At 66.3% G+C, this 16,847-nt stretch carries 13 protein-coding genes; 11 read left to right on the forward strand and 2 right to left on the reverse strand.

The window, feature by feature from the left end:
* Positions 1-137: 137 nt before the first annotated feature.
* The 11 genes from ligA (at position 138) to LC407_RS12320 (ending at position 15,647) form a co-directional block, all read left to right on the forward strand.
* Positions 138-2,609 (forward strand): NAD-dependent DNA ligase LigA, encoded by a 2,472-nt coding sequence (gene ligA / locus LC407_RS12270; RefSeq protein ID WP_223482952.1) that lies wholly within the window; start codon positions 138-140, stop codon positions 2,607-2,609.
* Between the two features lie 51 nt (positions 2,610-2,660).
* Positions 2,661-3,146: a GNAT family N-acetyltransferase gene (locus LC407_RS12275; protein WP_025876917.1), complete on the forward strand. Its 486-nt coding sequence runs from the start codon at positions 2,661-2,663 to the stop codon at positions 3,144-3,146.
* Positions 3,143-4,099: an EF-P lysine aminoacylase EpmA gene (epmA, locus tag LC407_RS12280; protein WP_025876919.1), complete on the forward strand. Its 957-nt coding sequence runs from the start codon at positions 3,143-3,145 to the stop codon at positions 4,097-4,099. The genes LC407_RS12275 and epmA overlap by 4 nt, the downstream gene beginning before the upstream one ends.
* A 134-nt stretch (positions 4,100-4,233) precedes the next feature.
* The gene (locus LC407_RS12285; RefSeq protein WP_223482953.1) at positions 4,234-4,965 is read left to right on the forward strand and encodes a DUF3011 domain-containing protein; all 732 of its coding nucleotides are present in this window, start codon (positions 4,234-4,236) and stop codon (positions 4,963-4,965) included.
* 47 nt (positions 4,966-5,012) lie between these two features.
* Positions 5,013-6,077 (forward strand): S-methyl-5-thioribose-1-phosphate isomerase, encoded by a 1,065-nt coding sequence (gene mtnA, locus LC407_RS12290; RefSeq protein WP_059064602.1) that lies wholly within the window; start codon positions 5,013-5,015, stop codon positions 6,075-6,077.
* Between the two features lie 233 nt (positions 6,078-6,310).
* Positions 6,311-9,025: a DNA gyrase subunit A gene (gene gyrA / locus LC407_RS12295; RefSeq protein ID WP_223482883.1), complete on the forward strand. Its 2,715-nt coding sequence runs from the start codon at positions 6,311-6,313 to the stop codon at positions 9,023-9,025.
* 130 nt (positions 9,026-9,155) lie between these two features.
* Positions 9,156-11,681 (forward strand): membrane-bound PQQ-dependent dehydrogenase, glucose/quinate/shikimate family, encoded by a 2,526-nt coding sequence (locus tag LC407_RS12300; protein ID WP_223482884.1) that lies wholly within the window; start codon positions 9,156-9,158, stop codon positions 11,679-11,681.
* 120 nt (positions 11,682-11,801) lie between these two features.
* Positions 11,802-12,890 carry a lysozyme inhibitor LprI family protein gene (locus LC407_RS12305; RefSeq protein ID WP_223482885.1) on the forward strand — a complete coding sequence of 363 codons (1,089 nt, stop codon included), beginning with the start codon at positions 11,802-11,804 and terminating at the stop codon, positions 12,888-12,890.
* Positions 12,891-12,937: 47 nt separating this feature from the next.
* Complete coding sequence (locus LC407_RS12310; RefSeq protein ID WP_080148465.1) at positions 12,938-14,569, forward strand: peptidoglycan-binding protein; 1,632 nt, start codon at positions 12,938-12,940, stop codon at positions 14,567-14,569.
* Between the two features lie 24 nt (positions 14,570-14,593).
* The gene (locus LC407_RS12315; RefSeq protein WP_223482886.1) at positions 14,594-15,217 is read left to right on the forward strand and encodes a DUF4952 domain-containing protein; all 624 of its coding nucleotides are present in this window, start codon (positions 14,594-14,596) and stop codon (positions 15,215-15,217) included.
* Between the two features lie 46 nt (positions 15,218-15,263).
* Positions 15,264-15,647 carry an energy transducer TonB gene (locus LC407_RS12320; RefSeq protein WP_033831490.1) on the forward strand — a complete coding sequence of 128 codons (384 nt, stop codon included), beginning with the start codon at positions 15,264-15,266 and terminating at the stop codon, positions 15,645-15,647.
* A gap of 4 nt (positions 15,648-15,651) precedes the next feature.
* Here LC407_RS12320 and LC407_RS12325 read toward each other — a convergent pair whose 3' ends face one another.
* On the reverse strand, positions 15,652-16,044 hold the full coding sequence (locus LC407_RS12325) for a DUF3037 domain-containing protein (protein ID WP_223482887.1): 393 nt from the start codon (positions 16,042-16,044) through the stop codon (positions 15,652-15,654).
* Positions 16,022-16,798 carry a HipA family kinase gene (locus LC407_RS12330; RefSeq protein ID WP_032976287.1) on the reverse strand — a complete coding sequence of 259 codons (777 nt, stop codon included), beginning with the start codon at positions 16,796-16,798 and terminating at the stop codon, positions 16,022-16,024. The genes LC407_RS12325 and LC407_RS12330 overlap by 23 nt, the downstream gene beginning before the upstream one ends.
* Positions 16,799-16,847 lie beyond the last annotated feature (49 nt).

Below are 16,847 nucleotides of genomic sequence, written 5' to 3' on the forward strand. Positions count from 1 at the left end.
TGGTCAGCGCGGGCAAGGGGGTGCGCAGCGTCTCCAATCATGCGCGACCGTTGCTCGCCGCCAGTCCCGCATGGCCCGGCTCTACAAGGTGCTGCGCGCAGGCGCGGTAGAATTCACGGCCATCCCAGAACCCGCGGATTCCGATGAGCCCCAGCCCCGCCGAACGTGCCGAAGACCTGCGCCGGCAGATCGCCCAGGCCAATCGCGCCTATCACGAGCTGGATGCGCCGGAGATCCCTGACGTCGACTACGACCGCCTGGTGCGCGAGCTGGAGGCGCTGGAGCGCGAGCATCCGGAGCTCGCCCGTGCCGACAGCCCGACCCAGCAGGTCGGGGCACGCCCGTCCGGCCGCTTCGCCGAAGTCACCCATGCGGTACCGATGCTGTCGCTGTCCAACGCCTTCAGCGATGAGGAAGTGGCCGACTTCGTGCGCCGCATCGATGAGCGCCTGCGCCGCGGCACCCTGCGTTTTTCCGCCGAACCGAAGATGGACGGCCTGGCGATCAGCCTGCGTTATGAGGACGGTCATTTCGTGCTGGGCGCCACCCGGGGCGATGGCAGCACCGGTGAGGACGTGACTGCCAACCTGCGCGAGATCGGCGACATTCCCAAGCGCCTGAAAGGCAGGGACTGGCCGGATGTGCTGGAAGTGCGCGGTGAGGTCTACATGGCCCGCGCCGACTTCGAGGCCTACAACGAGCGCGCGCGCCTGCACGGTGGCAAGGTGCTGGCCAATCCGCGCAATGCCGCGGCCGGTTCGCTGCGCCAGCTTGACCCGAAGATCAGCGCGCAGCGCAGGCTCAGTTTCTTCACCTACGGTACCGGTGAAGTGCAGGGCGGTGAGCTGCCCGATACGCACTCGGGCACGCTGGCGCAGCTGCGCGACTGGGGTTTCCCGGTCAGCGACCTGTGCAAGGTGGTGGAAGGCAGCGACGGCCTGCTGGCGTACTACCGTGACATCGGCGAGCGTCGCGACGGCCTGGCATTCGACATTGATGGCGTGGTCTACAAGCTCGATGACCGCGCCGGCCAGCAGGCCATGGGCTTCGTGTCGCGCGCACCACGCTGGGCCATCGCGCACAAGTTCCCGGCGCAGGAACAGAGCACTACGCTGGAGGCCATCGAAATCCAGATCGGCCGCACCGGTGCTGCCACCCCGGTGGCGCGCCTTGCGCCGGTCGCGGTGGCCGGTGTGATCGTCTCCAATGCCACCCTGCACAACGCCGACCAGATCGCGCGCCTGGATGTGCGCGTGGGCGACAGCGTGATCGTGCGCCGTGCCGGCGATGTGATTCCGGAAGTGGTCAGCGTCATTCTCGACCGTCGTCCCGCCGGCACCACACCCTGGCAGATGCCGACGAGCTGCCCGGTGTGCGGCTCGGAAATCGTGCGCGAGGAAGGGGCTGCTGCCTGGCGTTGTTCCGGTGAGCTGTCCTGCCCGGCGCAGCGCAAGGAGGCCATCGCCCACTTCGCCTCGCGACGGGCGATGGATATCGACGGTCTCGGCGACAAGTACATCGAAACCCTGGTGGACGCCGGCATCGTCAGGAGCGTGGCTGATCTGTACCGCCTCACCCGCGACCAGCTGCTGCACCTGAAGCTGGTGTTGGACGCAGAAGATCCTTCCGCGCTCGCGGCCAGCCTGAAACTGCACCTGCCGGCCGAAGGCAGCGGCGCGGTGCTCAACGCTGTGTTGAAACTGGATGGCAACGATGCGGGGTGGCGCGCGCAGGCATTGGCGCAGCCGGCAGCCTTCGAATGGAACACGAAGAAGATCGCCACCAAGTGGGCTGACAACCTGATCGCAGCGATCGATGCCAGCCGTGATGCGACGCTGGAGCGACTGCTGTTCGCACTGGGCATCGAGCACGTCGGCGAGAGCACCGCCAAGGCACTGGCACAGTGGTTTGGCGATCTGGCGTTGATCCGCCGCCTGCCGTGGCCGTTGTTCAAGCGCGTGCCGGATATCGGTGGCGAAGTGGCGCGCTCGCTGGGCCACTTCTTCGAACAGGAAGGCAACCAGCAGGCCATCGACGCGCTGCTGCAGGTGGGGCAGGTGCGCATCAGCGACGTGCACCCGCCAAGTGCGAAGCTGCGCGAGGGGCTGGACCTTGCCCAGCTGCTGGTCGAAGCGGAGATTCCCGGCATTACCCGCCTGCGCGCCGAAAAACTGGTCGCAGTACTGCCCAGCGCGCAGGCGGTGCTGGACGCCGAGCACGGCCAGTTCGTCAACGCCGGCCTGCCCGATGACACTGCGCGCGGCGTCGCTGACTGGCTGGACAGCGAGGGCCATGGCGCGATGTTGCTGGCCGCCGAAGTGGAGATGAAGCACATCCTGTCCAGTGCGCCGGCCCTGGCCGAAGTGGTGGCCGGCCCGCTGGACGGGCAGACGGTGGTGCTTACCGGCACGCTGGCCCAGCTCAATCGCGATACCGCCAAGGAGCGCCTGGAGGCGCTGGGCGCCAAGGTGTCGGGCAGCGTGTCGAAGAAGACCAGTTTCGTGGTGGCCGGCACCGAAGCGGGTTCAAAGCTGGACAAGGCGCAATCGCTGGGCGTTCCGGTGTGGGATGAAGAGCGCCTGCTGGCCTACCTGGCCGAACACGAGTGATGAACCGGCCGGGTGCGCAGGCACCCGGCACGCAACCGCAAAGGAACACTGATGCAGACCGCTCCGCTGGATTTCCGCCTGGCCACCCGTGCCGACGAGGAACTGCTGATCGCGCTGATGCGCGATTTCTACGCCGAAGACAAGATCGAATTCGACGATGCGCGCGTGCGCCGTGGTGTCGATGCGCTGCTGGCCGATCCGCGCAACGGGGAAGTGCTGCTGTGGCTGGACGAGGCCGCGGCCGTCGTTGGCTATGCGGTCATCGCGATGGGCTTCAGCCTGGAGCAGGGCGGCCATTTCATGCTGCTCGACGAGCTCTACCTCAGCCACCGCGCGCGTGGCCGTGGCCGTGGCAAGCGGGCACTGGCCATCTGCGAACAACGCGCGCGCGGGCGCGGGGTCAGCCGGCTGCGGCTGGAGGTGAACCATCACAACGAACTGGCGCGCCGCCTGTACCTGGCCAGTGGCTACATCGATGACACGCGCGATCTGCTGACCCTGCCGCTGGACCATCCGCGCCCGGAGGGCATCCTGTGAGCGAGGCACTGCTGCGCAGCCTTCAACAGCGCGCCAGCCTCAATGCGCTGGTGCGACGCTTCTTTGCCGAGCGTGGCGTGCTGGAAGTGGAAACGCCGATCCTTTCCGTGGCCGGCAACACCGAGCCGAACATCGACAGCTTCCACACCGATTTCAGCGGCCACGTCGATGCGGGCGGACGCCGCCGCTGGCTGCGCACCTCGCCGGAGTTCCCGCTCAAGCGCCTGCTCGCTGCCGGCGTGGGCGACTGCTATGAGCTGGGCCGGGTGTTCCGCAATGGCGAAGCCGGTGGCCGCCACAATCCCGAGTTCACCATGCTGGAGTGGTATCGGGTTGGCTGGGACCACCATCGGTTGCTGCAGGAAACCGCGGAACTGGTGGGGCAGGCGTTGGCGCTGGTTGGCCGCAGCGCGACGCTGCGCGTGCTGAGCTATCGCGAACTGTTCCAGCAACAGGCCGGCGTGGACCCGTTCGATGCCGATGAGGGCCAACTGCGCGCTGCGCTGGGCGAGGTGCACATCGATCCGGTAGGCCTGACCCGCGATGATTGGCTGGATCTGTTGATGACCCACCGTATCCAACCGCACTTCGATGACACGGTCATGACCGTGGTCCACGACTGGCCCGCCAGCCAGGCGGCACTGGCGCGCATCCGCCCCGGCACACCGCCGCTGGCCGAGCGTTTCGAGCTGTACCTGGGCGCGGTGGAGCTGGCCAATGGCTATAACGAACTGAACGATGCGGCTGAACAGCGCGCGCGTTTCCAGCATGACCTGCAGCGTCGCCATGCACGGGGGCAGGTACAGCCCGCGCTGGATGAAGCGTTGTTGCATGCACTGCCTGCAATGCCCGCCTGTGCCGGTGTTGCCGTTGGCATTGATCGCCTGCTGATGGCGATGCACCGCACACCGCGCATCGCCGACGTGCTTGCATTCGATTTCGCCCACGCATGAGCCGATTTCCCCTGCACCTGGCAGGCTGAACGAAAACACGCGTCTGCGCGCTTGATTCAGCAAGCACGATGATGCTCTTATCACAGCCGATACCGCACACTTGCGTCGTGGTTCATCCATTCATGGGGAAGGCTTTGGTCAAGTGGTTTGCGGTCGTAGCGGCACCGATGTACTCCGTGGCGATATGGGGTGGCCTGCTTCCGTCGACCGCATCGGCGCAGTCGCTTGGCTATGACAGCGAAGTGGTGACCTGCGAATCCCGCGACATGGGTTGGGTGCATTGCGACATCGATGTCAGCAACGGCGTTGACCTGATCCGCCAGTTGTCCAGCAACAGCTGCATCCGTGGCAGCGAGTGGGGCACCGACCGCAGTGGCGTGTGGGTGACCTTGGGCTGCCGCGCCGAGTTCCGCGCGCGCGGTGCAGAGACTGATGCCGTGCCCTCGGCCGAGGGCCGCAAGCGACTGGTGCGGCGGGTAGTGCGCTGTGAGTCCAATGGCCGCCCGCAGAGCTGCCCGGTACGCCTGGACGGCGCGCCGGTACGGTTGCTGCGGCAGCTGTCGGTGCTGCCGTGCCGGGAAGGGCAGGGCTGGGGCTACAAGCGCAATGAGGTGTGGACCACCCGGGGTTGCCAGGGTGACTTCGAGGTGGCCGACGAGCAGGGCCGTTTCGTCGACATGCCGCGCCGGCTGACCTGCGAATCCAAGTCCAAAAAGCGCCGCTTCTGTGGCGCCAGCATCTCCACCAACGCCACCCTGTCCAACCAGCTTTCCAGCACCCCGTGCGAGGAAGGCAGCACCTGGGGCTGGAATCGCAACGGCATCTGGGTCGACGGCGGCTGCCGCGCAGAATTCTCGGTGAACTGATCCCGGACGGGGTCCATCCGTGCGTGGCGTGGCCCTACAATGGGGCCATGAATACCGCCACCGACCTCGACTACGCCCGCTACGACCACATCCGCCCGATCCTGTGGACCGGCGATGCCCTGCAACTGCTCGACCAGCGCAAGCTGCCGTTCGTGGTCGAGCATGTGGCCTGCCATGACAGCGATGAGGTGGCCGCGGCCATCCACGCCCTGACCGTGCGCGGTGCGCCGGCCATTGGCATCGCTGCCGCCTGGGGTGTGGTGCTGGCCGCGCGTGATGTGCAGGCGGCCGATGGCGCGCATGCCCTGCAGCAGCTGGAACCGGCGCTGCAGCGGTTGAATGCCTCTCGCCCGACCGCGGTGAACCTGGCCTGGGCGCTGGCACGCATGCGACGTTGCCTGAGCGCTGCCGGTGCCGACTGGAAGGCGCTGCTGGAGGCTGAAGCGCAAGCGATCGCCGAAGAAGACCTGGCCGCGAACCGCCACATGGGCGCACTCGGTGCCGGCCTGATCGAGGCCGGCAGCGGCGTGTTGACCCATTGCAATACCGGCTCGCTGGCCACCGCCGGCTTCGGTACGGCGCTGGGCGTGATCCGCGCCGGCATGGCCCAGGACCGCATCGCCCGTGTGTTTGCAGGTGAGACCCGGCCGTGGTTGCAGGGTGCGCGCCTGACCGTGTGGGAGCTGCAGCAGGACGGCATCGACGCGACGCTGATCGCCGACTCGGCCGCCTCGCACCTGATGAAGACCGGTGCGGTGCAGTGGGTGATCGTAGGCGCTGACCGCATCTGCGCCAATGGCGATACGGCCAACAAGATCGGCACCTACCAGCTGGCCATCGCGGCCCGCCACCACGGGGTGAAGTTCATGGTCGTGGCGCCGTCCTCGACGGTGGACATGGATACCGTGGACGGCAGCCAGATCGAGATCGAGCAGCGCGACCCGGGCGAACTATACGGCGTGGGCGGCACCCGCACCGTGGCCGAGGGCATCGCCGCCTGGAACCCGGTGTTCGATGTCACCCCGGGCGAGCTGATCGATGCCATCGTGACCGAGCGGGGGGTGATCCTGAACCCGACCGCGGAGAACATGCGTACCGCCTTCGGCGGTTGACGCGGGCAGGGGCGGGTGCCTTTCCGCTGGAAAGGGCTCCGACCCCGGCGTCCGGTAGTGCCGGCCGCTGGCCGGCAACCCCCTAAGTTCCTGATTTGTGCCGGTAAAATCACCGTAAAGGCAGGCGGAAAACGGCCCCGTGTGGTAGAATTCAGCGGTTGAATCGAGGTTCCGGCACGACCACCCCCGGGTGGATGCGCCGGACTGGACCGCTACCAGACAACGGAACCCGAATGGCAGAAACCGCCAAGGAAATCATCCAGGTCAACCTGGAAGACGAGATGCGCAAGAGCTACCTCGATTACGCCATGAGCGTGATCGTGGGGCGCGCGCTGCCAGATGCGCGCGATGGCCTCAAGCCGGTGCATCGTCGTGTGCTGTTTGCGATGAATGAACTCAACGCGCACAGCAACAAGCCCTACTTCAAGTCGGCACGTATCGTCGGTGACGTCATCGGTAAGTACCACCCGCATGGCGACCAGTCGGTGTACGACACGCTGGTGCGATTGGCACAGCCGTTCTCGCTGCGCTACATGCTGGTCGATGGCCAGGGTAACTTCGGTTCGGTCGACGGCGACTCCGCCGCGGCGATGCGATACACCGAGGCGCGCATGTCGCGGCTCGCGCATGAGCTGATGGCGGACATCGACAAGGAAACCGTCGATTTCCAGCCCAACTACGACGAAAAGGAACTGGAGCCGACGGTCATGCCGACCCGGTTCCCGAACCTGCTGGTCAATGGTTCGGCCGGTATCGCGGTGGGCATGGCGACCAACATTCCGCCGCACAACCTCACCGAATCGATCAATGCCTGCATTGCGCTGATCGACAATCCGGAAATCGATATCGACGGCCTGATGGAGTTCATCCCGGGCCCGGATTTCCCGACTGCGGGCATCATCAACGGCACCGCCGGCATCATCGCCGGTTACCGCACCGGCCGTGGCCGCGTGCGCATCCGTGCCAAGGCGGATGTCGAAGTGGCCGACAACGGCCGCGAATCGATCATCGTCACTGAAATTCCTTACCAGGTGAACAAGGCGCGTCTGATCGAGAAGATCGCCGAGCTGGTCAAGGAAAAGAAGATCGAAGGCATCAGCGAGCTGCGCGATGAGTCCGACAAGGACGGCATGCGCATCTACATCGAAATCAAGCGCGGCGAGTCGGCCGAGGTTGTGCTCAACAACCTCTACCAGCAGACCCAGATGGAGTCGGTGTTCGGCATCAACATGGTGGCGCTGGTCGACGGCCGCCCGCAGTTGATGAACCTCAAGCAGATGCTGGAGGCCTTCGTCCGCCACCGCCGCGAAGTGGTTACCCGCCGCACCGTGTTCGAGCTGCGCAAGGCGCGCGCCCGTGCCCACGTGCTGGAAGGCCTGACCGTTGCGCTGGCCAACATCGACGAGATGATCGAACTGATCAAGACCTCGCCGAACCCCACCGAGGCACGCGAGCGCATGCTTGCGCGCCTGTGGGAACCGGGCCTGGTCGGTTCGATGCTCGGCGCCGCCGGTGCCGAAGCCTCGCGTCCCGATGACCTGCCCAAGGGCGTGGGCCTGATCGAAGGCGGCTACCAGCTGACCGAGATCCAGGCGACGCAGATCCTGGAAATGCGCCTGCATCGCCTGACCGGGCTGGAGCAGGACCGCTTGACCGAGGAATACAAGCAGCTGCTGGAATTGATCGCCGGGCTCATCCATATCCTGGAAGATCCCGATCGCCTGCTGCAGGTGATCCGCGAAGAGCTGATCAACGTGCGCGCAGAGTTCGGTGACGAGCGCCGTACCGAGATCCGCCACAGCGAAGAAGACCTGGACATCCTCGACCTGATCGCCCCGGAAGACGTGGTGGTCACCCTGTCGCATGCCGGTTACGTGAAGCGCCAGCCGGTCAGCGCCTATCGCGCCCAGCGTCGAGGCGGCCGTGGCCGCAGCGCGGCGTCGACCAAGGAAGAGGATTTCATCGAGCAGCTGTGGCTGGTCAACACGCACGACACGCTGCTGACCTTCACCAGTTCGGGCAAGGTGTTCTGGCTGCCGGTGTACCAGCTGCCTGAAGCCGGTTCCAATGCCCGCGGTCGTCCGATCATCAACTGGATCCCGCTGGAGCCGGGCGAACGCGTGCAGGCCGTGCTGCCGGTGCGCGAGTACGCCGATGGCCAGTTCGTGTTCTTCGCCACCAAGAGCGGTACGGTCAAGAAGACCCCGCTGGGCGAGTTCGCCTTCCGTCTGGCCCGCGGCAAGATCGCGATCAACCTTGACGAGGGCGATGCCCTGGTCGGCGTCGGCCTGACCGATGGCGAGCGCGACATCCTGCTGTTCGCCTCCAACGGCAAGACCGTGCGCTTCGGTGAAGACAAGGTCCGCTCAATGGGTCGTACCGCTACCGGCGTGCGCGGCATCAGGATGCCGGCCGGCGAGGAAGTGGTCAGCCTGATCGTGGCCGAGAGTGCTGGCGGCATCGAGGACGAGAACGAGGACGACAACGGTGTCGAGGAGGCCATCGCCACGGGCGATGCGCTGATCGAAGGTGCCGACGACGCCAACCTGCGTTACATCCTCACCGCCACCGAAAACGGCTACGGCAAGCGCACCCCGCTGCCGGACTACCCGCGCAAGGGTCGTGGCACGCAGGGCGTCATCGGCATCCAGACCACCGAGCGCAATGGCAAGCTGGTTGCCGCGGTGCTGATGGGTACCGACGATGAAGTCCTGCTGATCTCCGACGGCGGCACCCTGGTGCGTACCCGTGGCTCGGAAATCAGCCGCGTCGGCCGCAACACCCAGGGCGTGACCCTGATCCGCCTGTCCAAGGACGAGAAGCTGCAGGCGGTGGAGCGCATGGATGCCTCGATCGACGAGGACGAGGACGAGGTGGCCGCCGCCGCCCCGGCCGCGACCGACGGCGCACCGGCTGCTGCCAGCAGCGAGGACGCCGCGCAGGAGTGATCCTGCCGCGATGCTGAGGTACCCGACGACGCCGGCCTTGTGCCGGCGTCGTCGTGCCTGCAGTCGAAAATACGCACGCACTTCACGGTGACGGTGGCATAAGGGCGCATGCTGCCCCCGGAGATCGACGATGTCCGCCACGCCGCAGTCTGCTTCCGCGCCTCCGCCCCGCCATCCTCTGGTTACCGTGCTGGCCCTGTTGCTGATCGTGCTCGGCCTGGTCATCGGCGGCCTTGGTGCGTGGCTGCTCAGCCTCGGTGGCTCCTGGTACTACGCCATCGCCGGCTTGGGCCTGCTGGTCTGCGGCATCCTGTTGTGGGGCAATCGGCGTAGCGGTGCACTGCTGTACGCACTGGTGTTCATCGGCAGCCTGCTGTGGACCTGGTGGGAGTCGGGCAGCGATTACTGGCGCTGGGTACCGCGGCTGGGCCTAGTGACCGCCCTCGGCATCGTCCTGGCATTGCTGGCGCCGACCCTGCAGGCGCCGGTGCCCAGGCGGCTGTCGCGCAGCGTGGCCGCTGTACTGATGCTGGTCTTCGTGGCCGCCTTCGGCCTCGCGTTCACCCCGCATGGCGTGGTCGACGGGCATCAGCCGTTCCCCGAGCCGGCGGTCAGCGCCGGGCTTGATCCCACCCGTGACACCACCGGCCTGCAGCCTGCCGACCAGCCGGCCGAGGGTGACTGGCCGGCATGGGGGCGCAGCAATGCCGCCACCCGTTATTCGCCCCTGCAGCAGGTCACCCCGGAAAACGTGGGAACCCTGCAACTGGCGTGGCAGTTCCGCACGGGCGACCTGCCGAAGAAGCGCTGGGGTGCGGAAACCACGCCACTGAAGATCGGTGATCGGTTGTACCTGTGCACCGCACGCAATCAGTTGATCGCCCTCGATGCCGGCAGCGGCAAGGAGCTATGGCGTTTCGACCCGAAGGTGAAGGATGCGTCGATCCCGTACACGGCCGCCTGCCGTGGCGTGTCCTATTACGAGCTGCGCAGCGCGCCCACCCTTGCCGATGCCGCACTGGCTGACGTGGCTGCCGATCTCGCGCTGCCCGCACCGCCGCCGACCCGCACCCACCAGAGCGCGGCGCCAGGGAGCCGCTCAGCCTGCAGCGCACGCATCATCGAAGGCACGCTGGACGGCCGCCTGATCGCGGTGGACGCCGACAGCGGTCGCCCCTGCGCGAATTTCGGCAACAACGGCCAGGTCGACATCACCCTGGGCATGGGCGAGGTGCCGCCGGGTTACGTATCGATCACCTCGCCGCCGGCGATCGTCCGCGGTGTCATCGTCACCGGCCACCAGGTACTGGACGGCCAGCGCCGCGACGCGCCCTCCGGCGTCATCCAGGCCTACGACGCGATCAGCGGCAAGCTGCGCTGGGCGTGGGACATGGACCAGCCCGAGCGCAGCGGCCTGCCACCGCGCGAGCAGACCTATACACGTGGCACACCGAACATGTGGACCACCGCTACCGGCGATGAAGCACTGGGCCTGGTGTACCTGCCGATGGGCAATTCCGCAGGCGACTACTGGAGTGGCTCGCGCACCGAAAACCAGAACAGGTACGCGACCTCGCTGGTCGCCATCGATGTGGCTACCGGCAAGCCGGTCTGGCACTTCCAGGCCGTGCGCAATGACGTCTGGGACTACGACCTGGGTTCGCAGGCCAGCCTGATCGACTACCCGACGGCATCGGGAAAGGTGCCGGCGATCCTGCTGCCCACCAAGCAGGGCGACATGTACATCCTCGACCGTCGCAATGGCCAGCTGCTGACCCCGGCCGAGGAGCGCAAGGTGCCACAGGGCGGCGTGGAGCCCGAGCAGCGTGCCGCCACCCAGCTGTTCTCGCTGTACCACACGCTGCGGCGCGACGACGCGCTGACCGAGCGCGACATGTGGGGCATCACCCCCATCGACCAGCTGGTCTGCCGAATCCAGTTCCGCAAGGCACATTACGAAGGGTTCTACACACCGCCCAGCAGCGATCACCACTCCATCGAATACCCCGGCTACAACGGTGGCTCGGACTGGGGCAGCGTGGCCATCGATACGCGGCGTGGCGTGATCGTGGCCAACTACAACGACATGCCCAACTACAACCGGCTGGTGCCGCGCGCCGAAGCCGACCGCAAGGGCTGGCTGCCGCGCGAGCAGATGCGCGCCGACAAGGGCGGTGCCGAAGGCGCAGGGGATCCGCAGGTCGGCACGCCCTATGGCATCGACGTCAACGCCGGTTGGCGGCTGCCGTTCACTGGCTTGCTGTGCAAGCAGCCGCCCTATGGCGGTATCCGTGCGATCGACCTGCGCAGCGGCAAGCTGCTGTGGGACCGGCCGTTCGGCAGCGCGCGTGGCAACGGCCCCTTCGGCATCCGCTCCGGCCTGCCCATTGAAATCGGCACGCCGAACAATGGCGGTTCGGTGGTGACTGCCAGCGGCCTGATCTTCATCGCCGCAGCGACCGACGACCTGCTGCGTGCCATCGACCTGAAGACCGGCAAGGAGCTGTGGCACACCAAACTGCCAGCCGGTGGCCAGGCCAACCCGATGGTGTACGAGCAGGGCGGGCGGCAATACGTGGTCATCATGGCTGGCGGGCACCATTTCATGGAGACGCCGGCCGGGGATTACGTGATGGCGTATGCGTTGCCGGAATAGCGTCCGGCTCCGAGGCCGGCATGCGGGATGTGACCGCTGTCGCTGAAGTTGCGTGGGTGAGCGTGCAGGATCCATCATCGGAACAGGACGGGGCTGGCCAAGCCCCACGGAAGGAATCGCATGCTGAACTCAGAACGCCTGCCGGGGCGTGCCACCCGGTTGCTGGCTGGGCTGCTTCTGCTTGGCCCTTGCCTGTGGGCATCGGCACAGGCCTCGCCCCCGCCCACCGTACGCAAGCTGCCCAGCGGTGCCGAACTGATCGCCGGCGATGTGCGTTACCTGAGCCCCGCCTATGCGCCGTGCATGGCCAATGCGGGCACGGCGCTGGACGCTCGTCGTCGCTGTGTCGACGCTGAATTCAAGGCGCACGACGATGCGCTCAACGCCGCCTACAGCGCGGCGCGCTCCACGATGACGGCCAATGATCAGCAGGTACTGCGCGATCTGCAGCGGCAATGGCTGCGCCAGCGTGACCGTCGTTGCCCGGAAGGTGGCAATGCCGCTGCCCAACTGGATTCGCAGCAGTGCCGTACACACATGACTCTGCTGCGTGCCCGCCAGCTGCAGGGCGGTGGTGCGGCGGCCCTGGTTGCTGAAGCCAAGGCGGCCCCGGCACCCACGCAGGTCGCCGCTCATACCGCAGATGGCGAACCCGATAGGCAGGGCAGGATCGTCCTGCAGCCCGGCGAGGGCAGGATCACGCCTGCGCTGCAGGTGGTCTTCCAGGTGGCCGACTGCAGCGGCACCGATAACGTGATGACCTGTCAGGTGCGGAGCATGGGCGTGACCCGTGGCGGCCGCAAGGTGGCCGTCACGGACGTGCAGCCACGCCTGACCCGCGCCGGTGCCAATGCCCATGCTGCGGCCGCCGTGCTGCTGACCGCTTCCGACTTCAACGGCGATGGCTTGCCAGACCTGCAGGTATGGCAGGACAACAACGGTGTCTACAACGCTCCCGTCCACGCGTTCTACCTGTTTGATGCCAAGGGCAACCGCTATGTGCGTGCCAAGGCATTGGAAGCGGCCATCGGTGGACGTGACATCGACCATATCGACAACGGCCGGTTCGTACTGCGCGGCAAGGCAAGCCCGTGCGAGCGGGAAGACAAGGTCATCCAACTGCGCGGAACCGAACCACGCACGTTGCTGATGCGCCGCTATGACACCTGCAAGGGTCAGGTCCCTACTGAATCGGACCTGCTGAAGTAGGTCCTTCCCTGACGAATGGATGCGTTCCGGAACTGGAGAGCTGAAGGATGAGCGAAGGCTATGGAAAGGGTGGGTCAGGCTTCGGCCTGACCCGGGACCAGTCGGTCGAGATGATCGTCCGCACCTGTATCGACAATGGCGTTACCGACCACCGGCAGATTGCTTACGTGCTGGCCACGGCGCAGCACGAATCGCGCAATTTCGCCGCGCCCGAGGAAGACTGGGGCAGGAAGCAGGCGGTGGATCTGCGCTACTTCGGCGGTGAAGAGTATTTCGGCCGGGGTTTTGCCCACCTTACCCACGTCAACAACTACGAGCGGCTGGGCGAGGCGCTGGGAATGGGCCGCGAGCTGGTCGAGCACCCGGAGCGGGCGGCCGAAGCGGAAATCGCCACCAAGGTGCTGGTGGTGGGGATGCGCGATGGCATGTTCGGCGCGCGGCTGTCCGACAACGTCAACGCCAGCCATGTCGACTACCGACAGGCGAGAGCCTCGGTCAATGGAGGTGAGTTGAACAACGACAGTCCCTATCCGGACGCCATCGCCACGCTGGCCACCGGATGGGAATCGCAGGTCGCCGGCCTGGTCCAGCGCGTTCAGCAGCCGGGCTTCCAGATGCCGGTGCCGATCCAGCAGGGGCCCGCTGGGACGATGGACCTGCACCGTGGTGATGCCAACCAGAAGGTGCTGGAAGCACAGCAGTACCTGCAGCGGCTGGACATCCGCAACAACGCCAATGCCGCGATCAAGCCCGATGGGGACTTCGGTTCTTCCACCGAGCAGGCCGTGCGCCGCTTCCAGACCGAGCGGGGCATCAGTCCGGCCAATGGTCGCATCGACGATGCATTGCTGGAGCGCATGCGCACCGACACGCTGGCGGTCGATCCGGACTTCAAGCGCCGGACGGTGACCGATCTGACCGGGCCGCTGGCCGACGGTAACCTGCGCCCAGGTGAGAAGGGCGAGCCGGTGTTCGAGATGCGCCGCCAGCTGGAGGAGCTGGGGTACCTTGCCGAACCGAACCCACGTGCCGAGCGCGAGGCGCGCACGTTTGATGCCGGCATGCAGGCGGCCATGCGCAGTTTCCAGCAGGACTACGGCCTGCCCCTGCGCCCGGGCAACACCATCGATGAAGATGCGCGCCGGCAGTTGAACGATGCAGCGGTGGCGCGCGAGTTTGCCCCCACCACCGAATTCGACCGAGCAGAGAACTGGCCGCCACAGCGTCCGCCCTATACGCGGGCGGAGTTCCAGCCGGAGCAGGTACAGGCGCGGCAGCAGGCTGCGGCGAATTCACCGGTCGCTGGCCCGGCCACGCAGGAACCGCTGCCACAGCACAGTGGCGTGGATTCGCTGTCGCCCAGGGATGCAGCGCTGTTCGAGCGCATCCGCCAGGGAGTACCCGGAACCATCGGCGATGAGCACGTCATGCAGGCCGTGCTGGAGTCCAAGCGCAACGGTATCGACGATGCCGGGCGCGTCGACCGGGTCATGATGGCCGGAGATCGCCTGTGGGTCGCCGGCTTGATTCCCGGTGAGCGCGCCAGTGTGGATACGGCGCAGCCCGCGCGCTCGATGGACGACATGGTGCGCGATCTGGCCGGTGACCATCGGCAGCGTGAGCAGCAACTCGCCCTCGACAGCCGCCAGCACGAGAACCGCGGGCCTTCATTGGCCTGAGCCGACAACAGCGACGTGCCCGTTGTGGGTCCGTCGCTGCTGTGGGGGAGCGTTGATCGAAGCGTTCGCACCGGGTGGCTGCGCCAGTCGATTACGATGGCATGTCGTCACGCCCACGGAGGATCTGCCATCACCCTGTTGCGTCTGTCTGCCTCCTGTTTCGTCCGCCTCGGAAGCAGTGCTGGGCTGCTGCTTCTGATCGGCAGCGCCGTCACTGCCAGCGCGCAGGCGCCTACCAGTGCGATCGCAGAATGGGAACTGCACGGCCGCTCCGAAGGCCTGGCCCGCCCCGACACCGTCTGCCAGGACTTCCTGCAGGCGATGGGACGAAAACCAGCCGAGCTGGAATACGTGGGCTGCACGCAGGACGACGATTCCTACATCCAGCCGATGGAAGCGCGGTATCGCGTCAGCGGCGCCTCGGCGGCGAAGATCGAAGCCTATCTGCAGCAGACCTTTGGCATGCCGTCATTGACATATGTATGTTGTGGCTGGAGCAGCGGCGCGCCCTATTTCTGGCATGAGCAGCCGGGCAGCGTGAAGTACCAGATCGGCATGGGCGTGGAATCGCTGCACCATCCGCGCACGCAGTGGAGCGCGATTCCCTACTTCACGGTAACCGTTGCGGTGAACCGCAAAGGCCCTTGATGGCGTACGCTTGAAACCAACCACTGGCGTACAAGGAATGACAACCATGCCCCCGATGCTGCTCCGTGTTGCTGCCATCACGCTTGCCCTGGCACTGAGCCAGGCCGCCGCCGCCGCATCTCCCGAGCCGCTGCAGCTGCCGCAGGCCGAAGCGTTGACGTACTGGAAGCCGGTGGAGGGAACCTTCCGCCCACAACTCAATGTCGACCCCGGCCGTGTGCCGTTCGCGGAGGAGGTGACCGTGGCCTATTCGGTCAACAAGCGCGGCCGGACGTATGACGTAAAGGTGGTGGAGGCCAAGCCGTCGACGGCCTTCAGTGGCTGGGCGTTGAATGCGGTCAAGGCGATGCGCTTCACGGCAACGGACAGCAACACCGAGCGCACGCCGATCCGCAGCGAAATGACTGCACGCTGGGGCGGTGGCAAGTAGTGCGCTAGGTAGGTACCCGAACCATCTTTGCCATCAGGTGTTCGACCACGCCCGCCGGGTCCGCCGTGCGGCCTACGTGTGTGCTGGACATCTGCACCACCGAGCTGCGCTTGGCGGTCAGGAAATGGAAGCGCGCGCGCGCAGGCAGCTGCGCGATCGGGCCGGCGCCGGCATCGCCCCGGCAGATCGCCACGATGGCATCCAGCCACGGCTGCAGCGCTTCAATATCCAGCGCCGGCGCGAAGGCGTGCAGGCGCGCGGCATCGATCTCGATTGCCGCTTCCAGGTGCCGTGCACCCGGGCAGGACACGATCACACCGACGTTGATGAACTCCTCGCGCTCCACGCGCGGTACTACGCGGATGACGGCATAGTCATACGTGTGCAGCGTGGGCACGGATGGCCTCCTGCACGAACACCGCACGCACCTTCAGGCGATGCTTCAGGTAGTTGATGTAGCCCTGCCGGTAAGCCTGCGGGCTGTCGAAGGCCGGCTCATCGACCAGCCAGCTGTCCGGCACCAGGCCGACGATGCGCTCGATCTCCGCATCAGGCAGGCGCGCGGCCAGCTCGGCATCCACCTCGGCGATGCGGCTGGCGAATGACAGCAGCACGTGGTCACGGATCAACACGAACGGCTTCTCGCAGGCATCGCCGGCGTTGGCCCAGTCGTGATGGAAGTACATCGCCGCACCGTGGTCGATCAGATACAGCTTGCGATGCCACACCATCAGGTTCGGATTGCGCGTGGTGCGGTCGACGTTGCTGGTGAACGCATCGAACCAGACGATGCGCGAGGCCAGGTCAGCGTCCACCGGCATCGCCGCCGGGTCGTAGTTGATCGCGCCGGGCAGGTAATCCAGACCCAGGTTCAGGCCCTCGCTGGCGCGGATCAGGTCCTGGATCTCCGGGTCCGGCTCGGTCCGCGCGAACTCGCTGTCCAGCTCGACGAACAGGATCTCCGGAATCGGCAGGCCCACCGCGCGTGCCATCTCGCCTGCGATCAGCTCGGCGATCAGCGCCTTGGGCCCCTGGCCAGCGCCCCGGAACTTGAGCACCGCCATACCGTCGTCGTCGGTCTCGACCACGGCAGGCAGCGAGCCACCTTCCCGCAAGGGGGTTATATAACGGAGGGCATGGACGGTACGCATGGGTGCATTCTAGCGTGGCCCATGCTTGGGTTGCGCCGGGTGGTGCCCG

This window comes from Stenotrophomonas sp. OVS01A (assembly GCF_019969775.1).
Taxonomy (GTDB): domain Bacteria; phylum Pseudomonadota; class Gammaproteobacteria; order Xanthomonadales; family Xanthomonadaceae; genus Stenotrophomonas; species Stenotrophomonas indicatrix.